General features: G+C 69.8%; 1 protein-coding gene. It reads left to right on the top strand.

The genetic code is table 11. The features are described 5' to 3' along the window. Positions 1–92 precede the first annotated feature (92 nt). The coding region (gene dnaG / locus FUT87_RS26925; RefSeq protein ID WP_147242968.1) for a DNA primase at positions 93–956 on the top strand (864 nt) is incomplete at its 3' end.

Genomic DNA, 956 nt, shown 5'->3' with positions numbered 1-956 from the left:
CGCCGCAGGCGCTGCTGGACTGGGCGCGGCAGCGCGGCGCCGTCGCCCGCGGCCGCGAAAAGCCGCCGCAGGCCATCACTTAAACTTCTGCGGTGATCCCGCCCGGCTTTATTCAGGACCTCCTGGCCCGCGTCGACATCGTCGACATCGTGGGCCGCCATGTCGACCTCAAGAAGGCCGGCATCAACCACAAGGGCCTGTGCCCGTTCCACGGCGAGAAGACCCCGAGCTTCACCGTCAGCCCCTCGCGCCAGACCTTCCACTGCTTCGGCTGCGGCCAGCACGGCAACGCCGTCGGTTTCCTGATGGAGCACCTGGGCATCGGCTTCATCGACGCGGTCAGGGACCTGGCCCAGCAGGCCGGCATGCAGGTGCCCGAGGACGACCGCAGCCCCCAGCAGCGCGAGCAGGAAAAGGCGCAGAAGCAGCGCCAGGCCACGCTCACCGAGATCCTGGCCAAGGCCGGCCAGCACTACCGCCAGCAGCTCAAGGGCAACCCGCGCGCGATCGAATACCTCAAGGGCCGCGGCCTCACCGGCCAGATCGCGCTGCAGTTCGGCCTGGGCTACGCGCCCGATGGATGGCGCTCGCTGGCCAGCGCCTTCCCGTCCTACGACGACCCGCTGCTGGTCGAGACCGGCCTGGTCATCCTGCAGGACGACCCCGGCAAGAGCGAGGCCGAGCAGCGCCGCTACGACCGCTTCCGCGACCGGGTGATGTTCCCCATCCGCAACGTGCTGGGCGAGGTCATCGGCTTCGGCGGGCGCGTGCTCGACAAGGGCGAGCCCAAGTACCTGAATTCCCCGGAGACGCCGGTCTTCCACAAGGGCAAGGAGCTGTACGGCCTCTACGAGGCCCGGCCCGCGATGCGCCGGCGCGGCTATGCGCTGGTGGTCGAGGGCTACATGGACGTCGTGGCGCTGGCGCAGCACGGCTTCGGCAACGCGGTGGCGACG

The organism is Mitsuaria sp. TWR114, from assembly GCF_007997345.1.
The sequence above is the reverse complement of the archived record's forward strand: the minus strand, read 5'-3'. Positions and strand labels throughout refer to the sequence as shown.